Annotated in this window: 14 protein-coding genes and 1 riboswitch; of the genes, 9 read left to right on the forward strand and 5 right to left on the reverse strand. The window is 51.6% G+C overall.

The features are described from left to right. Positions 1 to 24: 24 nt before the first annotated feature. Positions 25 to 2,181, reverse strand: a complete 2,157-nt coding sequence (locus RAC89_RS20620) for a PAS domain-containing sensor histidine kinase (protein ID WP_306615563.1) — start codon at positions 2,179 to 2,181, stop codon at positions 25 to 27. Between the two features lie 100 nt (positions 2,182 to 2,281). Continuing rightward, positions 2,282 to 2,366, reverse strand: a riboswitch (cyclic di-GMP riboswitch). Between the two features lie 207 nt (positions 2,367 to 2,573). On the opposite strand from RAC89_RS20620, the gene RAC89_RS20625 reads away from it, so the two are divergent. The 4 genes from RAC89_RS20625 to trxB all read left to right on the forward strand — a co-directional run bounded on the left by RAC89_RS20625 (position 2,574) and on the right by trxB (position 5,314). Beyond that, a complete protein-coding gene (locus RAC89_RS20625) occupies positions 2,574 to 3,029 on the forward strand; it encodes a hypothetical protein (RefSeq protein ID WP_306615564.1) in 456 nt (151 codons plus the stop codon). A 150-nt stretch (positions 3,030 to 3,179) separates the two neighbouring features. After that, the gene (locus RAC89_RS20630) at positions 3,180 to 3,575 is read left to right on the forward strand and encodes a Fur family transcriptional regulator (RefSeq protein WP_306615565.1); all 396 of its coding nucleotides are present in this window, start codon (positions 3,180 to 3,182) and stop codon (positions 3,573 to 3,575) included. After that, entirely contained in the window at positions 3,554 to 4,267 is a 714-nt protein-coding gene (locus tag RAC89_RS20635; protein ID WP_306615566.1) for a winged helix-turn-helix domain-containing protein, read from the forward strand. The genes RAC89_RS20630 and RAC89_RS20635 overlap by 22 nt, the downstream gene beginning before the upstream one ends. Before the next feature lie 96 nt (positions 4,268 to 4,363). Continuing rightward, positions 4,364 to 5,314: a thioredoxin-disulfide reductase gene (gene trxB / locus RAC89_RS20640; RefSeq protein ID WP_306615567.1), complete on the forward strand. Its 951-nt coding sequence runs from the start codon at positions 4,364 to 4,366 to the stop codon at positions 5,312 to 5,314. Positions 5,315 to 5,372: 58 nt separating this feature from the next. Here trxB and RAC89_RS20645 read toward each other — a convergent pair whose 3' ends face one another. Together RAC89_RS20645 and RAC89_RS20650 are read right to left on the reverse strand one after the other, a co-directional pair. Further along, a complete protein-coding gene (locus RAC89_RS20645) occupies positions 5,373 to 6,398 on the reverse strand; it encodes a Gfo/Idh/MocA family protein (RefSeq protein WP_306615568.1) in 1,026 nt (341 codons plus the stop codon). A gap of 41 nt (positions 6,399 to 6,439) precedes the next feature. Continuing rightward, entirely contained in the window at positions 6,440 to 7,057 is a 618-nt protein-coding gene (locus RAC89_RS20650; protein WP_306615569.1) for an NUDIX hydrolase, read from the reverse strand. A gap of 166 nt (positions 7,058 to 7,223) precedes the next feature. On the opposite strand from RAC89_RS20650, the gene RAC89_RS20655 reads away from it, so the two are divergent. The 3 genes from RAC89_RS20655 (at position 7,224) to RAC89_RS20665 (ending at position 14,105) form a co-directional block, all read left to right on the forward strand. Continuing rightward, positions 7,224 to 8,966: an ABC transporter ATP-binding protein gene (locus RAC89_RS20655; protein ID WP_306615570.1), complete on the forward strand. Its 1,743-nt coding sequence runs from the start codon at positions 7,224 to 7,226 to the stop codon at positions 8,964 to 8,966. A 64-nt stretch (positions 8,967 to 9,030) separates the two neighbouring features. After that, on the forward strand, positions 9,031 to 10,842 hold the full coding sequence (locus RAC89_RS20660) for an ABC transporter ATP-binding protein (protein WP_306616154.1): 1,812 nt from the start codon (positions 9,031 to 9,033) through the stop codon (positions 10,840 to 10,842). A gap of 227 nt (positions 10,843 to 11,069) precedes the next feature. Further along, positions 11,070 to 14,105, forward strand: coding sequence for a glycoside hydrolase family 2 TIM barrel-domain containing protein (locus tag RAC89_RS20665; protein ID WP_306615571.1), 3,036 nt, complete (start codon positions 11,070 to 11,072; stop codon positions 14,103 to 14,105). 46 nt (positions 14,106 to 14,151) lie between these two features. Here RAC89_RS20665 and RAC89_RS20670 read toward each other — a convergent pair whose 3' ends face one another. Then, positions 14,152 to 14,466, reverse strand: coding sequence for a hypothetical protein (locus RAC89_RS20670; protein WP_306615572.1), 315 nt, complete (start codon positions 14,464 to 14,466; stop codon positions 14,152 to 14,154). A gap of 166 nt (positions 14,467 to 14,632) precedes the next feature. Here RAC89_RS20670 and RAC89_RS20675 point away from each other — a divergent pair, with 166 nt between their 5' ends. After that, entirely contained in the window at positions 14,633 to 15,643 is a 1,011-nt protein-coding gene (locus RAC89_RS20675) for a DUF3231 family protein (RefSeq protein ID WP_306615573.1), read from the forward strand. Positions 15,644 to 15,695: 52 nt separating this feature from the next. Here RAC89_RS20675 and RAC89_RS20680 read toward each other — a convergent pair whose 3' ends face one another. Then, positions 15,696 to 16,784: a branched-chain amino acid aminotransferase gene (locus RAC89_RS20680; protein ID WP_284638591.1), complete on the reverse strand. Its 1,089-nt coding sequence runs from the start codon at positions 16,782 to 16,784 to the stop codon at positions 15,696 to 15,698. A gap of 130 nt (positions 16,785 to 16,914) precedes the next feature. On the opposite strand from RAC89_RS20680, the gene RAC89_RS20685 reads away from it, so the two are divergent. Continuing rightward, positions 16,915 to 17,850, forward strand: a complete 936-nt coding sequence (locus tag RAC89_RS20685; RefSeq protein ID WP_306615574.1) for a LysR family transcriptional regulator — start codon at positions 16,915 to 16,917, stop codon at positions 17,848 to 17,850. The last annotated feature ends 108 nt before the right edge of the window (positions 17,851 to 17,958 follow it).

Consider the following 17,958-nt stretch of genomic DNA (forward strand, 5'->3'; position numbering starts at 1 on the left):
CATCCCGGGTACAGCCTTTTTTTATTATTGTATCGGTAAACGGATACGGACCGTCGTGCCTTGACCCAGCTCACTGCTGATATCGATGTGTCCATGATGCGCCTCGATGATTTGATAGCACACCATGAGCCCGAGACCGGTGCCTGACTCCTTCGTGGTGAAGAACGGGTCCCCCAGCTTCGCCAAGAAGGACTCCGGAATGCCGCCGCCCTGGTCGGTGATCTGAATATCAATTTCGCCTTCCGAAATAGGACGAATGAACACCGTGATAGTTCCCCCGCGGGGCATGGCTTCAATGGCATTTTTCAAAATATTAATAAAGACCTGCTTCAACTGGTTCTCATCACAGTAAATGAGAGGGACCGTACCCTCCGAGTACATGATGATTTCGGTATTATGTAAAATAGCCTGTGAATTCATAAGGGCAACGATATGCTCCAAGGTTTCCACAAGGTTTTTCTTTTCAAAATGTGCCGTTTGCGGCTTGGCGATTTTCATAAACTCGGTCACAATTTCATTGATCCGGTCCAGCTCGGAGAGCATGATCTCGTAATATTCCGGATGCCCCGAGGACTGGGAACGAAGCAGCTGGACGAAACCCTTCAGAGAAGTGAGCGGATTGCGAATTTCGTGCGCAATGCCCGCGGCCATTTGTCCGAGTGCCGACAGCTTATCTGAACGGCGAATAAGCTCTTCTGTTTTTTTACGCTCGGTAATATCCCTAAGCACGGTCTGAATGACCGGAATGCCAAGCACCACATCGATCATCGTACTTGAAGATTCGACTTCTCTTTCTTGACCGTCGAGCGAGACAAGCCGATATTCCATGTAACCCGGAGTGCTTTTTAGGCTTAAGGCGGTTTCGAGCCGTTGCATGGCCTTGTGCGTATCCTCATCTTGCAAAAATTGAAATAAATGCGTACCGATCAAATCGGAGCGCTGATTGGCTTGGAGCAGCCGGAGGCACGCTTCGTTCACATAAACGATGATGCCGCCGCTGTGCACGAGAATCGGTTCGGGAGACAGATCGAGAAGCTTCCGGTATCTTCGATCGCTTTCCCGTATGGCATTCTCGGCCCGCCTTCTCTCTGATATATCCAGCACGGTACCTATGGCCGCAGGTTTGCCGTTATATAAAGTTCCTTTCCCGCTCATTTCGAAGAAGATGGCGGAGCCGTCCCTTTTGACGCCTTCCGCTTGCAGATTCAGGTCCTTGGTGCGCTTGGCGCTTATATTATTCAATTGCTCTCTAAGAAGCGGCCGGTACTTTTCTGCAAATAAGCTCAAGGGATGGATTCGGTTCATTTCGGCTACCGAATAACCGAACATCTCGGCCAGTCGGGGATTGATGTAAACGAAGCGCTCATCCTGATACATATAAACGCCTACCAATGCCTCCTCCACAAGGCTGCGATATTTTTCCTCCGCTTCCTGCAAAGCCAGCTCGGCTTTCTTGCGATCCGTTATATCCCGGCATATGAAAATAACGGACTTGATTTCTCCCGTTGCTTCCAGAATAGGCGAGCCCTTCGCATCATAAACAAGCCAATCTTCGCCATGCTTCATGCGAATTTCGGTGGAATGCGGCTTATTGTCGCGGAGGATGTTTTCATAGCATTCCATCACTTGCCCATATTCATCGGGATCAACGATTTCTTTTACATGAATCGACTGGTCGGAAGAAACCCCCATGGCTCGGCTTAAGGCTGGGGAGATGTACGTGAAATTGCCTCGCAAATCGAGCACCAGTATGCTATCCGTCATATGCTCCGTCATGAGACAAAGGTCATCCCTTGTTAATTCGAGATCTCGGGGTATGCGGGCTCTCTCGCTTAAGTCTTTGGTAATACAGATGAAGCCTGAGATTTTTCCTTGCGGGTCTCGCAGCACGGATAAATTGACCGAGACGGGAAAAAGGGTTCCTCGCTTGTCCTGCATCACCGTTTCGTACTCGTTGAACTGTCCGTTGGTTAATAGGGATTGATGAACAAGCTCCGTATCGGCCCAATGCCGCTCGGGCACCATGGGCATTCTTCGCCCAATGATCTCATGCTCCTCCCAGCCGTAGAGTCGGGTAAATGCAGGGTTCACCTTAATGACAACGGCATGGACGTCGGTGATCATGGTAGCGTCTCCAAGTTGATTCAAGAAATCATAAATTTTGTGTATGAGACCGTTCATGTTATTAGGATCACCTCAGCTGGTAAGCAAAGCCTGGAAACGCCAAAAAGCTTGCCTGGGCATGAAAAGGCAAGCATATTCACGAAAGGAATATGATTACTTTGGCAACCCAACCGCCGTAGAGGTCGCTCTTTAGGCTTGAGGCTTTGCGTCCTTACCTTTCGATAAGTTTGCCTTTTTCCTGTAGTAATGATTTCACAACTAATTATAGCAATATGTTGTAATATTGCAATCATTTGTTTCTTGGTTTTGTGTCATTTATGGAATAATATGGATTTCCTTTGCTATGGTCTCATATTTTTAAAAAGATGAACATGATTTGAACAAAATTCGGTCATATGAATCGCTTACAATGGAAAGGAAAACATGATCCAATGGGAGGGACCGGGACTTTGAATTCGATCGCGCATTCCGGCGGAACACGCCAATTTTCTGTTTCCGAAATTATGCAGGTACCGGGCTTGGACATTTACGAGCAAATGGTTTGTATCGTACTAAGCACCTTTATACAGGAAGCCACCGCTTCCATACCCGATATGAAAGAAATTGCGAGCCTTGGCAGGATGAGCTCGAGGGAGACGACGCAGGCACTCCAAAATCTTGTAGAACGGGGGATTTTGCCGCATAAGGTATTCCGTGAAATTGTCGGCGATTTTCGTGATAGTCGGCTTAGCTGGGCAGCGAAAGGCTTGCTTGTCTTTATGGAGAAGCATCCCAAGATTGATTTGGACGAGCTGCTGGAGCTATCGGGCGATGATAAGATGACTATCCTTCAAGGCTTACGGGATTTGAAGGATTTCGGATATTTGGAGGAGGAGTGCAAGCGGCTACTGGCGAGCGCAAGTTGATTATTTAGGTTGTTTCGTAGGATTCAGTTGGTTTCTTGCCGGTAGTGCAGGGAGCTGCTGAATCCTTTTTTTGTTCCAAGACCCTGTTGACTTCCTCTTCATTTAGAGTTAAATTTAAACTAAGTATAAATAAATGAAAGGGGAGTCCGTATGACGCGCAAAGGTCTTCTTACTACACAGCGTAAAATGATTCTGGACATCATTTCAGATTCCCACGACCATCCGACCGCCGCCGATATCATTGAGCGCTTAAAAACCCGCGGTTTCCAAGTTGCCTACGCGACTGTATATAATTCCTTACGGTTCCTCACGGAAGAAGGATATGTTCGTGAGCTGAAGCTGGACGGCGATGCCAGCAGGTATGATGCCAGAATGGAGGATCATCAGCATATTCAGTGCACCTCCTGCGGAAGAGTGGATGAGGTGCTGACGGAGGCGCCGCGGGAATGGCTTGCCGCCATCGCTGCGGAGACCGGATATAGGATGACGGGAGAGCACTTTTTATTCAAGGGGGTGTGTGCAGCATGCAGCCATACGAAGAACTAGAAGAGCAGCTCCCCGTTGAGGGTGCGTTTTGCGATACTACCAAGCGTATTGTGATCATCAGTCCGTATCCTGCCACTCTCCGCTCCTTGGTCCTGGCACTCACGGTACGCTGCTATGACGTGCTTCTGTTTCACAGTGAGCATGATCCGGTCCTATCCAAGCTGCAGGGAGATTTGCTGATCGTGGATCGAACGAAAGGGAGCGTAGAGATTAGCCCGGCTCTGGCAGGGAATAGTCAAGCACAGCTTATCCTTGTTGACGGTGCGGGAGGAAAAGAGCTCAAGGGAGATGCCTTGCCTTGGCCATGTCCGGTAGATGTAGCGCTGGCGAAGATCGAAGAGCTTTCGACACAAAGTGAAAGCTTCCGGTTCTCCAAAGACACGGAGGAGCTGCGTTTCAAAGATATTGCCGTTGACCTGAAACGGATGATTGTGACCCGCGGCAGCGAACGGGTGGAGCTGACAAAAACGGAGTTTGATCTGCTGAAAGTGCTTTTGCAGGCTTCCGGCGGCGTTCTTTCCCGGCAAGAGCTGCTGGAACGCGTATGGGGAGAAGGTTATTTCGGGGGAAGCAATTCCGTCGACGTGCATATTAAGAGCTTGCGGCAGAAGCTGGCGGATGATCCTAGATCGCCGAAATATATCGTAACGGTTCGCGGCGTAGGATATCGAATTACAGATGAATCTTCATGAAACCTTCATACGCTCTTCATCATACCTTCATGCAGAAACTTGGCATGGATGGTATGATTTTTTTATATAGAGATGTGGCTTAAAGGAGGAATTCATATGTTGAAAACAGTCATTATCGGAACCGGCCCCGGTGGATTGACAGCGGCGATTTACTTGGCGAGAGCGGGATTAAGCCCGCTTGTAATTGAAGGACCTGAGCCAGGGGGACAATTAACGACGACAACAGAGGTAGAAAATTTCCCGGGCTTCCCTGACGGCATTATGGGGCCGGAGCTGATGGCGAATATGCGCAAACAGGCGGAGCGTTTCGGAGCGGAATTCCGCACGGGTTGGGTCAACTCCGTCGACTTGTCCCAAAGGCCGTTCAAGCTGCAGGTGGAGGGGCAAGGCGAGATCGTAGCGGAATCGGTGATCGTTTCGACGGGCGCATCCGCCAAATACCTCGGCATTCCGGGAGAAAAGGAAAACGTCGGCCGTGGGGTAAGCACCTGCGCGACATGCGACGGCTTCTTCTTCCGTAACAAGAGAATCATCGTCGTTGGGGGCGGAGACTCCGCGATGGAGGAAGCGAATTTCTTAAGCCGCTTCGGATCCGAGGTAGTCATCGTGAACCGCCGGAACGAGCTGCGGGCGTCGAAAATTATGCAGGAGCGCGCTCGTGAAAATACAAAGATCAAATGGAGCTTGAACCGCACTCCGCTTGAAGTGGTAGCCGGGGAGCGCGGCGTGACCGCCTTGAAGGTACGAAATAATGAAACCGGCCAAGAGGAGCTTCTGGAAACGGACGGCATCTTCGTCGCTATCGGTCATACACCGAATACCAAGTTTCTTGGCGGACAGCTGGAGACCGATGAGCTTGGTTATCTCATCGTGAAGCCGGGAAGCACGGAAACGAATATTCCGGGAGTCTTCGCCTGCGGCGACGTACAGGATCATAAGTACAGACAGGCGATTACGGCAGCGGGAACCGGCTGTATGGCTGCTCTTGAATGCGAGCGGTTCTTGGAGGAATCCCATGCAGCTGATCGGCAAGCCGTACAAGCGTAACGGCTGAAATAATCAAGAAACGCTCCATCCGCGACCTATAGGATGGAGCGTTTCTCTATTAATGGAGCGTTACTTCCTTGCCTTGCTTAGCGGATTCATAGATGGCGTCCAATATTTTGATCATATCGACACCCTGATCCGGGGTAAAGATCGGCTCTGCCTTACCTAATACGACATCGACAAAATGGTGAATATTGACCGTATGCCCGTTCGGATCCTTTGCAGGGAATACCGGCTCAACATTGCAGAGCACCCCTTCAATCTCGGTATATAGTTTCACTTGATCGTCGATTAATGAGAATCCGGACTTGGTTCCCCTAAGCTCCACAAACCGCTGATCCTCCCCGATATTGGATGCCCAGCTGAACTCGATCTGCAGGGTAGCGCCGTTATCGAAACGAATGAAGCCGGAGGCCAGATCCTCCACATCGAAGGTTCCTTCTTCGGACTCCCCTGCGAATTTGTTATAAGCAGCGCCGCTGACGGCTATCGGTTTAGGATTGCCCATGATCCAGATCGCCAGATCGATCATATGGACTCCAAGATCAATCAGCGGACCGCCGCCGGATAATGCTTTGGTCGTAAACCATCCCCCGCGGCCGGGAATGCCCCGTCTGCGGATCCAGCCGCAGCGCCCGGTATATATTTCGCCCATATGGCCCTTATCGGCGTACGTTTTGAGGAACCGGGAAACGGCGCGGAACCGGTTGTTGCGCATAACCATGAGCACCTTGCCGCTTTGCTTCGCAGCGGCCGCCATTTTCTCAGCTTCCTCCGGATTGATCGCGTCAGGCTTCTCGCAGAACACATGCTTGCCTGCTTGAAGTGCGGCTATCGCTACCTCGGAGTGGAACAAGTTGGGTGTTCCGATGCCGATGACATCGATATCGTCGCGCTTTAACAGATCCCGATAGTCCGAATATACAGCCATGATCCCGAATTCGGTAGCAAACGCTTCGGCAAGCTGCTTGTTGGTATCGCATACTGCAGCGATTTCGATTTCCGGGTGGGAGGACCATCCCGGCATGTGCGCATTTTTGACGATATTGCCTGTACCTACTAATCCCAGCTTAAGCTTGTTCATCTATTCATCCTATCCTCTCTATATGTAAACACTTGCTGTTATTAATCCAGCATAATTTCAAGATCGGGGTTTCGCCCATATTCAAACATGCGTTTTACTTGAGCCAAAGTATTGCGTTCCAATGACAGCTCAGGAAGCTCGTCTTCGGCGAAGAACCCGACCTGAAGTGTCTCCATCCCTTCTTTGGCTTCACCGCCGACAATTTGACACGAAATAAACATTTTGTATACATGGGAAGGCGCGGGCGGATGGTCGTGAAACTTTTTATCAAGCACAGCCAGCAGCCTTGTGGCCGCTACTTCCAGCCCGGCTTCCTCCCGAACCTCCTTGACCGCGACCTCCTTGGGGGAAAGTCCGATGTCCGCCCAGCCCCCGGGCAGTGCCCAAGCTCCGTCCAGCTTCTCACGGACGAGAAGCAGCTTCCCTTCCTGAAAAACAACGGCGCGGATATCCACCTTTGGGGTAGCATAGCCTTCCTCGAACGCGAAGAGGTTCCGGATCTTCTCCGTCTCCACTTCCGTATATTCGTGAAGGATTTCGGCACTCAAATCCCGGAGCATTTGGAATCGCTCCAAATCATACATATCCTTGGAGTAGGCAAGACCCGTTTGACTGATCGCTTGAATTTGCTTTGCCCATTCGAGCCATTTAAGCTGCATCCTCATCCCTCTCTCCTCATCTTAATCAAATTATACGAAACTTAAGCGTGCATTCCAAATGGAGCGGTTGAACTGAATTTTTCCTAAGATAATGGTGACATTTTGAAAGGATAGGAGTATGGTTAAGGAATAAGAAGGAAACCTGTCAGCATGGGAGGAGTGGCTTTTGCGATTTTTATTGAAGTATATGAAAAAGCATTGGAAGATGTTTTGCTTCGCCTTGTTGTTCCTTAGTATGGAAGCGGCAGCGGACTTGCTGATGCCTGCAATGATGGCCAAAATCATCGATGTGGGGGTAGCTGAGGGGCGAATGGACTATGTGCTGCGGACAGGCGGGTTTATGTTCCTGATAACAGCGGTTGGCGCCGTGGCGGCGTCGATGCGCAACATTTTTGCCAGCCGGGTGTCGCAGAGCTTCGGTATGGAGCTGAGAAGTGATTTGTTCAAAAAAATACAAACGCTTTCATTTCGGAACATAGACCATTTCGAACGGGCCTCGCTCATTACCAGGCTAACGAATGACGTATCGCAGGTGCAAAACTTTTTTAACGGCCTGATGCGAATTTTCGTCAAGGCGCCTTTGCTGTGCATCGGCAGCTTGATTATGGCAGTAAGACTTGATCCTCAGCTTTCGATTATACTGCTTGTGGTTGTCCCTGTAGTAGGCTTGCTGATTGCTCTGAATATGAAGGTGGGATATCCCCGCTTCGTCAGGGTGCAGCAGGCGCTGGACCGCGTGAATGGAGTGATGCGGGAATACTTGTCGGGCGTACGTGTAGTGAAGGCATTCAATCGGTTCGATCATGAGGTCGATCGGTTCCAAGAGGTGAACAACGAATACCAGGGACGGTCGATTCAAGTGATGCGGGCCATGGCTATTTTCAATCCTGCAATCATGCTGTCCGTCAACTTCGGAATTATCGCCGTACTATGGTTAGGCAGCTTGTATGTCGACCGCGAGCAGCTTCAGGTTGGAACGATCATTGCGTTCGTCAACTACATGACGCAGATTTTGTTTGCCCTCATGGTGATCTCCATGGTATTCAATATGTTCGTTCGCGCCAGAGCGTCCGCAGAACGAATCGGCGAGGTGTTCATGCACGATAATACTATGACATGGAACGAGCATGCCCAATTGGCGAAAGAGGGCAGCCGGCGGGGCACCATTGAATTCGACCGCGTGACCTTCTCCTACGAGGGTGTTTCGGGCGAGCCTGTGCTGAGAAATATCAGCTTTCAATGCCTTAAGGGCGAAACGGTCGGTATTATCGGCTCTACAGGCTCCGGTAAAAGCACGCTCGTCAGCTTGATTCCAAGGTTTTACGACACATTATCGGGAAAGGTCAAGGTCGGCGGGGTGGATGTGAAGGAGCTGGATCCGAAAAAGCTTCGAGAGACCATTGCCATCGTCCCGCAAAAATCGGTGCTCTTCACGGGAACGGTCGCCGAGAATATACGCTGGGGCAAGGAGGATGCAACCATGGAGGAGATCGAGCAGGCGTCCCGAATGGCCGAGGCTCATTCCTTTGTCACCTCGTTCCCGGAAGGCTATGAGACGGTTCTGGGCCAGCGGGGGGTTAATTTCTCCGGCGGACAGAAGCAGCGTCTTTCCATCGCACGCGCTTTGGTACGTAAGCCGGATATCCTGATCCTGGATGATTGCACCAGCGCCGTCGACGTGGCGACCGAAGCGAAGATCAAGGAAGCGCTGCGCAGATACGCCCGGGATGTAACCTGCTTGCTCATTGCCCAGCGGATTACTTCCGTTATGGATGCCGACAAAATCATCGTACTGGATGAAGGCTCGATCGTTGGTGTCGGCAAGCATCGGGAGTTAATGCAAAGCTGCAAGGTGTATCAGGAAATCTTCCAATCCCAAATCGGAAAAGAGGTGACCTCCGATGTCTAAACCTGGTGATTCCGCCAAAGACCAGTCGCCTCCGCCGGACGTACCCTTCGCCCAGCGGCCGGGCATGCCGGGAGGCGGCTTCGGCGGTCCGCGCGCCCGCGGTCCCGTTGCGAAGCCCAAGCAGTTTACCGCTACGCTAAAGAGGCTCTGGTCCTACCTAGGACAGGAGCGCAAGCGGCTGTCGATCATATTCATGTTTATCGCCGCGAGCGCCTGCCTAACGCTGCTGGGTCCCTATCTCATCGGGGTATCGATCGATGCCATGACAGCGGCGGATGGCAGGGTTGATTTCGGGCTGCTGGAAACGATGATTCTTATTCTCACGGTAGCCTATGTCTCCGATGCGTTGCTCTCGTTTCTTCAAGGCTGGTTTATGGCCGGAGTGTCGCAGCGTGTAGTCAAAAGCTTGCGCCAGAGCTTGTTTGCCAAGCTGCAGAAGCTGCCTTTGGCCTTTTTCGATAGCCGTAAGCATGGGGAGCTCATGAGCCGCCTGTCGAACGACATTGATAATGTAAGCAATACGATATCCCAAACCACGGTTCAGCTGATGTCAGGCTCCATTGCTATCACAGGATCGCTTATCATGATGCTGGTCTTAAGTCCGATATTGACACTCGCTACACTGATCACGGTACCGCTGGTTTATTTACTGGCACGTACCATTACGCGGAAAACTGGCGTCATGTTCAAGGAGCAATCGGCGCAGCTCGGACGACTGAACGGGCATATCGAAGAGACGATCTCCGGGATTGAGGTGGTCAAGGCGTTTAATCAAGAGGAGAAGGCCATTGGGGAGTTCGATGACGTTAACAAACGGCTTTATGAGGTCGGCTTAAAAGCACAGATTTGGTCCGGGTTTTTGATGCCGCTCTTAAGTGTAATTAATAACATCGGGTTCGCAGCGGTAGCCATCGTCGGGGCCGTGCTCGCCTTGAAGGGACATATTACGGTAGGCGTCATCGCAAGCTTTCTAAGCTATTCCCGGCAGTTCGTCAGGCCGCTTAACGAATTGGCGAACACCTTTAATATTCTTCAATCAGGCGTAGCCGGTGCGGAACGCGTGTTCGAGGTGCTCGATGAGAAAGAGGAGCCTGCGGATCCGCCGGGTGCCGTAGAGCTCCGCGATGTGAAAGGCCGGGTCACCTTCGAGGACGTCAGCTTCGGCTACCGCGCGGATGTGCCGATTCTGAAGGAGGTCAGCTTTATTTCCGAGGAAGGCAGCAGCACCGCATTGGTTGGCCCGACGGGCGCGGGGAAAACGACTATAGTGAATCTGTTGACCCGTTTCTACGATGTTACGGGAGGACGCATTCTCATAGACGGCAGGGATATTAAAGAATACACACGTGACAGCTTACGCCGATGCTTCGGTATTGTGCTGCAGGACACCTATCTCTTCTCCGGGACGATCCGGGATAACATCAAGTACGGCAAGCCGGATGCTACGGATGAGGAGATGCTGGAGGCGGCAGCGGCGGCGAATGCCGATGCTTTCATCCGGCGGCTGCCTAATCAATACGACACCCTGTTGTCTGAGAACGGCGGCAATCTAAGTCAGGGGCAGCGGCAGCTGCTTGCAATCGCAAGGGTGATTCTGGCGAAGCCGTCGATATTGATTCTGGATGAAGCGACGAGCAGCATCGATACGCGAACCGAGCTCCACATTCAGGATGCCCTGCTGAACATCATGCAGGGTCGAACCAGCTTCATCATAGCGCATCGCCTCAACACGATACGGGACGCGGACACGATCATGGTCATCGACCGCGGAAATATCGTCGAAAGAGGCAGTCACGAGGCGCTGATGAAGGAAGAGGGCACTTATCACCGGATGTTCACAGGACAATTTAAGAATCTGCAAGAGGTTATGGAATAGGAATGGGAAAGGACCGCTGCGGCGGTCTTTTTCTTTCTGCATCGGCAGACGCAGTTTTCCCTCCCGATGAAAGGAGCTTGTGGTCGTAAAGAGCGATGAGGAGGGTGTCCCGGATCATATGAATATTGTCATATCAAGCATAATATTATTTGATATCCTTTGAAAACAAGAGAAGCTATAATCAAAATATACTCATACCAATCCATACTCGGGAGCTGATCATAGCTATGATTTCTGTAACGAAGCATTGGGAGGATCCAAGTGTCCTTCAGGTCCATCGGGAACAGCCGAGGGCACATTATATTCCCTATGGCGATGCCGTTCATGCGAATGCCAGGAAGCGCGGAAGATCGCCCTTTTACCGAACGTTGAACGGCAGCTGGAAATTTCAGTACCATTCCAGCGTGAAGCAAGTAGAGGATGGCTTTTTCGAGGAGCATGCCGATGTGAGTGAATGGGATGATCTCATCGTTCCTTCCTGTTGGCAAACGAACGGGTATGACCAGCTGCATTATACAAATGTCAACTATCCGATTCCGTGCGACCCTCCTTTCGTTCCCGATGCCAATCCGGCCGGGCTGTATGTAAGAGATTTTCACGTGTCCAGCCGCTGGGATCACAAGGACAAGTACATCGTGTTCGAAGGAGTAAACTCCTGCTTTTACCTTTGGGTGAACGGAGCCTATGTAGGCTATAGTCAGGGCAGCCGCGTGCCTGCAGAGTTCCAGCTGACCCCCTATCTTCGCAGCGGCCGCAACCGTATTGCCGTGATGGTGCTGAAGTGGTGCGACGGGACTTACATGGAGGATCAGGATTTGTGGAGGTTCTCGGGGATTTTTCGGGATGTCTATCTCCTCGCGCGGGATACCGTGCACATCAGGGACACCTTCAACAAAGTGGAGCTCTCCGATGATTTTCTTGAGGCAACTTTGACCGCTGAAATGGAGACGACGGGGCTTACGGAGGTCCGAGCTGAGCTAAGGGATGCTGAGGGGCGGCTCGTCGGCGAAAGCGTTGCTTCGATTCACGGAAGCGGAGCCCTCCGCTTCAAGCTTGCGAACCCGGTGCTCTGGAATGCGGAGCGGCCCTACTTGTATCAATTGTACCTCTATAGCGGGGAAGAAGTGCTCGCTTTCCCGGTAGGCATTCGAAAGGTCGATATCAAAGACGGTGTGTTCCGGATCAATGGACAGCCGATTAAACTGAAGGGCGTCAATCGCCACGATTCCCATCCGGAGCTTGGGCAAACGATCCCGGTCAATCACATGCTGAAGGATTTACACCTAATGAAGCAGCACAATGTGAACACGATTCGGACCTCGCACTACCCGAATGATCCGCGCTTTCTGGAGCTTTGTAATGAGATCGGCTTCTATGTGATTGACGAGGCGGATCTGGAGGCTCATGGCATGGGGAGTGCCGAGCACTGGGCGGAAGGCGCCTTCCATAAGCTCTCCGCCAACACGGCTTGGGAAGCGGCGTTCGTGGAACGTGCCGAACGCATGGTGGAGCGTGACAAGAATCATCCATGCGTGATCATCTGGTCCATGGGTAATGAATCGGGCTACGACGTGAATCATATTGCGATGGCCGAGTGGACGCGGCGCAGAGATCCGTCCCGACCGGTCCATTATGAAGGAGCGGCCCCGCACTATAAAGGAAATACGAATCTGGAAAGTCTCGACATGGAAAGCCGGATGTATTCATCCGTCCAATACATTGAAGAGTACGCTAAGAACGATGCCAATACAAAACCGCTCTTCCTCTGCGAATACAGCCATGCCATGGGCAACGGCCCCGGAGATTTGAAGGATTATTGGGATGTGATCTACCAATATCCGAAGCTGATGGGCGGCTGCGTCTGGGAGTGGATTGATCACGGAATCAACACCGAAACGGCTGACGGAACGCCGTTCTTCGCCTACGGCGGTGATTTCGGCGATAAACCGAATGACGGCAATTTCTGTATCGACGGGCTGGTCACTCCGGACCGGAAGCCGCATGTCGGACTTCTGGAGCTCAAAAAGGTCATTGCCCCGGTACGCGTGGAAGCCGTGGATCTACTAACCGGCAAATTCGTAGTGACGAATCTGTACGATTTCATCGATCTGTCGCACCTTACAGGAAGCTGGAAGCTGGAAAAAGACGGTGAGGTAGTGCAGCAGGGACAGCTGAAGCCGCTGACTACTGCGCCTCAGCAAAAGGAGAGCATTGTAATTCCATATACGACATTAGAGGAAAAGGGACGGTACTTCGTAACGATTACATTCCGTACGCTGGAGGAAACCGCTTGGGCAGGCGTCGGACATGAGGTTACCTTTGAGCAGTTTGAGCTGCCTTTCGCAGGTGCAGTCCAACCTCAAGAAGTCGTCACGGAAGGAGAATCACCGATCAGCACGTCGCAGCATGGACATGTGCTTCGAGTGGAGGGCTTTGATTTCCGTCATGCATTTGATCTGTACGACGGCACCTTCATCAGCATTTCTAAGCATGACGTCGAAATGCTGCAGGCTCCCGCGAAGTTTGCGATTTGGCGGGCTCCGACGGATAACGACCGCAACGTCAAAAATCAGTGGGTAAAGGAAGGCTACGACCGGGCTGAAATGAAAGTATACAGCTGCAGCTGGACTCAAACGTCCGACAGCTTGGTAGAAATTACGGTAAGCTTCTCGCTCGGCGGATATATTCGATATCCTTTGATGCATGGTGAAGCCAAGTGGAGTATTGACGGGACGGGGCGCATTGCGCTGGAAGCTCGTATGAAGATAAGAGAAGGGCTGGTGCATCTTCCCCGCTTTGGTCTGCAGCTGATCATGCCTAAGGGAGCGGAGGAGGTTGAATATTTCGGCTACGGTCCGCACGAGAGCTATATCGATAAGCGTCAGAGCTCACGCAAGGGCAAATACTTGCTTTCGGTCGATGAGATGTTCGAGAATTACATTATGCCGCAGGAGAACGGCTCTCGTTACGGCACCGAATGGGCTATCGTTTCAAATGAGCTCGGAATGGGTCTTCGGTTCTCCGTGCCGGCAGGCGGCGAGTTTTCATTTAACGCGGCACATTATACCCCTGAGGATTTAACAGCAGCTTCGCATGATTACAAGCTGCGCAAACGCAAAGAGACCGTCGTTCATCTCGATTACAAGATGGGCGGAGTCGGCTCGAATTCCTGCGGACCGGAGCTGCTGCCGCAGTACCGTTTGGACGAGAAGGAATTTACTTTTGCCCTTATCGTGGACCCTATATTTAAAGAAGACGAATAAAGCCGCTGCAAACAAGCCGCCTCGGAACACACCGGGACGGCTTGTTTTATGACTCGCTTTGCTTGTGAATCAATAGATCGCGAACTCGGGTAAACTCTTCCTCAGTAACCTTAATGCCCATGTGCTCGTTCATCGCTTTTGCCATTTTCAAGATGGCGTCAGGCTGCCGGGAGTAGACCTTCGTGTCTGCACCTTTTCCTTCGATGATGATTCTCTCCGGATCCTCCAGCCTCTCTTGAATCGACTGAAGCCAATGGTCGGACTGCCGGGCTTGCTCGCAATGAATCGTATAATAATCGGCATTATAAAGCCGTTCGTCCTGAACATCAATCGTGATGCTGCCTAGGGTGATGCTACTCATGCATGCACGCTCCTTCCGCAGATATTCGTTCACTCTAGCTTGACCGCCTAAAACCCCAAATATGTAGACCTGCCAGGCCATGTTATGCTGCGAGCAGCAAAATAATGGATAGTATCACCACGAGTGGTAACTATAAAAGAAAAGTATAGGCCATGGAGGGAGTTTTATGGCACAAACGGAGCATAACATTCGCTTGACTTCATCGGAAATCGCACAGCTGTGGAGCGGATATATGGGGGACAGCATGTCTCGGTGCGTTCTCAGCTATTTCATGAAGCTAGTGGAGGACGAGGAGATTCGGCAGGCGGTTCAATACGCGTTGCACTTGTCGGAGCAGCATTTGCAGACGATTACAACGATATTTGAAAATGAGCGGTTTCCTATACCTCATGGTTTCACGGACAAGGACGTTAATGTAGGAGCACGTCGACTCTTTTCCGATACCTTTATGCTGGTGTACCTTCGAAACGTGGCCAAGCAAGGACTTTCCCTGTATGGAATGGCTTTGGCCGTTTCGGCCCGGACCGATGTCAGGGCGTATTTCTCCGAATGCTTAGCCTCCGTCACGGAGCTATATAATAAGGCAGCCGGTATTCTGCTTTCCAAGGGATTGTATATTCGCTCCCCCTACCTCCCGACGCCGGAAAGTGCGGAATATGTACAGAAGGAAAGCTTCTTGAACGGATTTTTCGGTGACAAGCGACCGCTCAATGCATTGGAAATCAGCCATTTCTATTCAGATATTCAGACCAACGCTCTAGGCAAGGCACTCATAACCGGCTTTGCCCAAACGGCGCAATCCGCTGAGGTAAAGCATTATTTCCTACGAGGAAAGGATTTGGCTCAAAAGCAGTTGGAGGTCTTTTCATCCTACTTGAAGGACGACGATCTTCCGGCCCCTATGACCTGGGATTCCGATGTGCTGGATTCCACGGAGCCTCCGTTCTCCGAAAAATTGATGCTTTTTCATATCACCGGTCTGAATGCGGCGGGAGTGCTGAATTATGGAACGGCCATTTCAGTGGCCATGCGAAGAGATGTAGTTGCGGCTTACACACGTCTGATGACCGAAATCTTAACGTATGCGGAGGATGGGGCGAAGCTGCTGATCGATAACGGTTGGATGGAAAAAACGCCGGGTACGGTGGATCGTGACGCTTTGGCGGCGAAGGGCTAACAATAAAGGCAGGCATAGACGCGGGATTTCACGTCATTGCCTGCCTTTATTGTTATACCAGCGCTTCTTTGACTTCAACGGTCCAGCCGAACGGATCCGGCGTGGAGCCTTTCTGAATGCCTGTCAGTGTGTCGTACAGCTTGCCGGACAGCTCGCCGGTCTGCCCGTCGCGGATCGTCAGCTTGTCGTCGCGCCAGTTCAGCTCGCCGATCGGAGAGATAACGGCCGCGGTACCCGTACCGAAGGCTTCCTCAAGGCTGCCGTTCCGGCCTGCTTCATAGATTTCCTCAATGGAGATGGTACGCTCCTCCACCGGGATGTTCCAATGCTTCAGCAGCTGAATGATGGATTTGCGGGTGATTCCGTTAAGAATACTGCCGTTCAAGGCAGGAGTATGCACAACACCGTTGATTTTGAAGAACACGTTCATACTGCCGACTTCCTCAATATACTTGCGATGGACTCCGTCGAGCCAGAGCACCTGAGAGTAGCCCTTCTCCGTAGCGCCTTCTTGTGCTTTCAGGCCTGCCGCATAGTTGCCGGCCGTTTTGGCTTCTCCGACACCGCCCTTCACGGCGCGGACATAGTCGGATTCCACATAGATTTTGACCGGGTTGAGGCCTTCTGCGTAATAAGCTCCTACAGGCGACATGATGATCATGAATTTGTAGTGAGTGGATGGAGCGACGCCGAGCGCAGGTTGGGTTGCGATAATGTAAGGCCGAATATAAAGCGATGTTCCGGGTGCGGAGGGAACCCAGTCCTGATCGACAAGCACCAGCTGTTTCAGGGCTTCAAGAGCCAGGCTTTCATCCAGGTGAGGAATGCTCAAACGCTCATTCGAACGGTTCAAGCGCTGAAAGTTCTGCTCCGGACGGAACAGCAGGATGCGGCCGTCTTCCGTTCTATAAGCTTTCAATCCTTCAAAAATCGTTTGTCCGTAGTGGAATACCTTCGCGGCGGGATCCAGCGTAATCGGCTGGTAAGGAACGATGCGGGCATCGTGCCAGCCGCGTTCCGTAGAGTAATCAAGGATGAACATGTGATCCGTGTAATAAATACCGAAGCCCAGCTGATTCTCGTTAGGCTTCTCTTTCTTGTGAAGCGTGCGCTGAATTTGGATAGGTGCAGCTTGTGCCATAGGGACCGTCTCTCCTTATAGTAAAATAGTCTATGAATTGAATGCTATCACTTCTTGGGGTATATTAAAAATATCTATTTGATGTGTTGATCATACCTTTTAGGTATGGAAGGGAATGGGGGCAAGCCGGATGGATTTTCGCCAGTTAAAATATTTTTTGACCATCGCCCAGGAGGGGCAAATTACCCGCGCCGCGAAGCTGTTGAATATGGAGCAGCCTCCCCTTAGCAGGCAGCTGAAGCTCATGGAGGAGGAGCTTGGCGTTCGCTTGTTCGACCGCGACGGCAAGCGTCTGAAGCTGACCGATGCGGGCGAGCTTCTGCGTGTCAAGGCTGAAACGCTGCTGCTGCAATTCGACGAGACGATTCGCGAGGTGAAGGAGCGGGAGGAGAGCGTACAGGGGATGCTGTCCATCGGCTCGGTCGTATCCTGCATTTCCTTACTGCCGGAGCGCATTCAACGGTTCAGGGAGCGGTATCCGCAGGTACGGTACAAAATCGTGGAGGGCGATCACTTCTTTCTCGGCGAGCTCTTGGACAAGCGCAGCATCGAGCTGGTGGTGGCCAGGCTGCCTTTCGAGGCGCTGTCGGCCTCAAGTCAATACGGCGTCCTGCCGCTGCCCTCGGATCCGCTAGTGGTAGTTATCCCCAGCGGGTGGAAGGAATATGCCGAAGTGTCTGCAATTCCGATGAAGGAAATTGCCCGGTTCCCCTTTCTCACATTAAAGACCGACAAAACGACGCGAATGCATGAGCAGGTGGTCAACGAGTGCCGGCGTCATGGCTTTGAGCCGACGATCGTCTGCGAATGCTCAAGCGTAGCTATCATTATTTCCCTTATAGCCGGCGGAATTGGCGCAACCGTTTTTCCAAAGTCGGTCATGTCCTCGTTTCCTATGGACGTCGTGCGCATTCTGGAGATTGAGGATGTCGAAATGAAGTCCGAGGTAGGTATTTTATGGCTCAAGGATCGGTATTTGTCGAGAAGCGCGCAGCAATTTATCGATAGCTTTCGCGAATCTTCTCCCGAAAAACCGGACGAGCCCTTCGACCGCGGACAGCGGTAATAACAGCCATTTCTTACCTTCTCCCCTTAAAACCGGGGTATCGACAGAATAGTATAGGATACCCAGTACCGCTTTAGGCAGTAGGAAAAAGGGAGCAAGGGAGGAATC

The organism is Paenibacillus sp. GD4 (assembly GCF_030846225.1).
Classification (GTDB): domain Bacteria; phylum Bacillota; class Bacilli; order Paenibacillales; family NBRC-103111; genus Paenibacillus_G; species Paenibacillus_G silviterrae.